Origin of the sequence: Sphaerotilus sp., assembly GCF_041083715.1 — a bacterium.
Lineage (GTDB): Bacteria > Pseudomonadota > Gammaproteobacteria > Burkholderiales > Burkholderiaceae_C > Sphaerotilus.
The window spans coordinates 1-2,759 of record NZ_JBFPGY010000203.1 but is presented as its reverse complement, the minus strand read 5'-3'; the positions used below and the strand labels follow the sequence as shown (position 1 = coordinate 2,759).

At 69.4% G+C, this 2,759-nt stretch carries 4 protein-coding genes; 3 read left to right on the top strand and 1 reads right to left on the bottom strand.

Annotated features, from left to right (window positions below; translation table 11 throughout):
* Positions 1-238: hypothetical protein (locus tag AB3X43_RS09050; protein ID WP_369429516.1), on the top strand; the 238-nt coding region annotated here is incomplete at its 5' end.
* 18 nt (positions 239-256) lie between these two features.
* On the opposite strand, the gene AB3X43_RS09045 is transcribed toward AB3X43_RS09050, so the two are convergent.
* Entirely contained in the window at positions 257-931 is a 675-nt protein-coding gene (locus AB3X43_RS09045; protein ID WP_369429515.1) for a DUF1045 domain-containing protein, read from the bottom strand.
* Between the two features lie 180 nt (positions 932-1,111).
* Here AB3X43_RS09045 and AB3X43_RS09040 point away from each other — a divergent pair, with 180 nt between their 5' ends.
* A complete protein-coding gene (locus AB3X43_RS09040) occupies positions 1,112-2,254 on the top strand; it encodes an alpha-D-ribose 1-methylphosphonate 5-triphosphate diphosphatase (RefSeq protein ID WP_369429514.1) in 1,143 nt (380 codons plus the stop codon).
* Positions 2,255-2,349: 95 nt separating this feature from the next.
* Positions 2,350-2,759, top strand: a 410-nt coding sequence (locus tag AB3X43_RS09035; protein WP_369429513.1) for a DUF4397 domain-containing protein, incomplete at its 3' end; no start/stop codon positions are given.

Here is a 2,759-nt window from a genome sequence, read left to right as displayed (position 1 = left end):
CACGGTGCCGCTGGGCGACGGCCTGTCCGCTGGGTTCGGTCCGAGCGTGGGGGCATTCCAGGTCAGCACGCCGGGCAATGACCGCACGCTGCTGGGCGTGGGCGCGGCGGCGGGCATGAACTACCGTACCGGCATGCTCTACACCGGCTTCGACATCCGCTACCACGCGACCACCTCGCGCAGCGGCGTGGACTACGACCCGCTCACCTTCGGTGCCAAGGTCGGCATCAACTTCTGATCGGCACAGCGCCGGAATTCAGCCCTTGAACGGGTAGCGCCGCAGCAGCTGCATCGGCGCCCCGGCGCTGGGCTCCACATACAGGCTCAGCGCATCACAGCGCCACGGGCGCTCCAGTGCCGGCGAGAAGAAGGTGTGCGCCAGATCGCGCCAGACCTGGCGTTCGCCGTCATCGAGCACCGAGTCGCTGAGCGTGCAGTGGAAGACCCAGCAGTCGAACACGTACGGATAGCCCCAGCGCACCAGCAGCTCGGACTGGCGCGCATTGAGCGGCTGCCGGCTCTGCAGCCGCAGCAGATCGGCAGCGGTTGGTGGATCCCTGAAACTGTCGAGTTCGCGCACGCAGGTGTCGGCCAACCGGTGCAAGGGGTGGTCCGAACCGAGCGGCTCAGCGGTCTGCAGCACGATGAAGTCTGCGAGCGTGCCAACCTCCAGCACCGGCATGTCGAAGGCCTGGAGCTGCCGGCTCAGCGCGGTCAGCGCAGCGTGCAGGCCCTGCATCGACGACCCTTCAGCCAGCCGCATCGGCGGCTTGAGCGTCGCATGGAAGCCATAGCGCCACGGTGTGGCCCGCCGCGACGGTGGAGACGGAGCGAAATCGCTGGAGGGGTCACGGCCCAGCCAGGTGCATCCGGCTTGCCACAGGGGGTGGTCGACGGGCGGGGTGAGGTAAATCGCGTAACGGGCGCTCATGAAGAAAGATTGCAGGCATTCGGCTGCTGCATAGCCTACAGGGTTCCAGCCAGTTTCGTGCACTCTGACACATCAAGTTTTCCGATCCGGGCCTGCCCGGGTACCAGATCGTCCGGCGAACACCCCCCGCTGTGAACACTGCACATCAGTGGTCCAGCTCGCCGGTGCAAACTCCCATCCATGCAACAAGAACAGGTGATGACCCGCGCGCGGCTGGTGCTGCCAGGGGAGGTGGTGACGGGCACAGTGGTGTTGCGGGAGGGGCGCATCGTCGATCTCGACTGCGCGCCCTCGATGCTGCCGTCGGCGATCGATCTCGACGGCGATTTCCTGTTGCCAGGCCTGGTGGAGTTGCACACGGACAATCTGGAACGCCACGCCATGCCACGCCCCAGGGTGCGTTTCCCGATGTGGGGCGCCGTGCAGGCGCATGACGCCGAAGTGGCCTGCGCCGGCATCACGACGGTGTTCGACGCGATCGGCATCGGCGACCCCTACCACCAGGGCTTCCGCGCGGAGAACCAGGGGGAGCTGCTGTCCGTGCTCGATGCGCTGGAAGACGCGGGCGTGCTGCGCGCCGACCACCGTATCCACGCCCGCTGCGAACTGCCGGCCGCCAACGCACGCGCGCTGTTCGAGCCATTTGCCCACCACGCCCGGCTCGGCCTGATCTCGCTGATGGACCACACGCCGGGACAGCGCCAATGGTCCGACCTGGGCCATGCCCGCATCTACTACACCGGCAAGAAGGGCTGGACCGATGCGCAGTTCGACCACGAGGTCCAGCTCGCACCCGCCCGCCAGCGCGACCACACCGGCCCGAACCGCGACTGGTTCGCCGCCTACGCCCGCGCCACCGGCATCGCCCTGGCTTCGCACGACGACACCACGGCCGCACACGCCGACGAAGCACACCACCTGGGTGCTGCGATCTGCGAGTTCCCGACCACGCTGGACGCCGCCCGCCGCGCCCGCCAGCACGGCCTGCTGACCCTGGCCGGCGCACCCAACGTGCTGCGCGGCACCTCGCACGCGGGCAACGTGGCCGCGGTGACGCTGGTACGCGAGGGCGTGCTGGATGCGCTGTCCTCGGACTATCTGCCGGCGAGCCTGCTGGCGGCGGCATGGCAGCTGGCGGAGGAAGGCCTGCTCGACCTGCCCGCGGCGACCCGGCTGGTCACCCTCCAGCCCGCACGCGCAGCCGGACTGGACGACCGGGGCGCACTGGCCGTGGGGCTGCGGGCGGATCTGGTGCGGGTGCGCGCCATCGACGGCCACCCGGTCGTGCGCGGGGTCTGGAATGCCGGACGCCGGGTGGTCTGAGCCGGTCCAGCGGCCTGGCGCTTCGCGGTGTCACTTGACAAGCACAGCGCGGAACCCGAAGGTAGCGGACTGACCACACCAGGGGGAACTTGTCCATGCTGCACCGCCGACTCTGGGCCGCCCGCGCCGCTGCGGGCCTGCTCCTTCTGAGCAGCCTCACCCTCCTGTCGGGCTGCGGCAGCAAGGACGACGGCACGCTGTCCGGCAGCAGCGCCAACACCGGCATCCTGCGCGTCATCAACGCCACGACCCAGCGTGCCGCCGTCGGCCTGCTGATCGACGACGTGTCGCGCGAAACCGGCATCGAGCGCGACGGCACCAGCGCCACCTACCGCGTCACCGCCGGCAGCCACACCATCGCCCTGGCCAACAGCAGCGGCAGCGCGCTGGCCGGCACCACGTCCACCATCGCCGCCGGCAGCGCCACCACGCTGGTGGCCTGGACGGGCGACAACAACGTGGTCAAGTACCTCAGTCTGGACGATCTGGAGGCCGTGCCCGCCAG

Bases quoted from the DNA above. Each gene is read 5' to 3' on its own strand.
- AB3X43_RS09045 (WP_369429515.1), bottom strand. From the start codon at position 931: ATGAGCGCCCGTTACGCGATTTACCTCACCCCGCCCGTCGACCACCCC.
- AB3X43_RS09040 (WP_369429514.1), top strand. From the start codon at position 1,112: ATGCAACAAGAACAGGTGATGACCCGCGCGCGGCTGGTGCTGCCAGGG.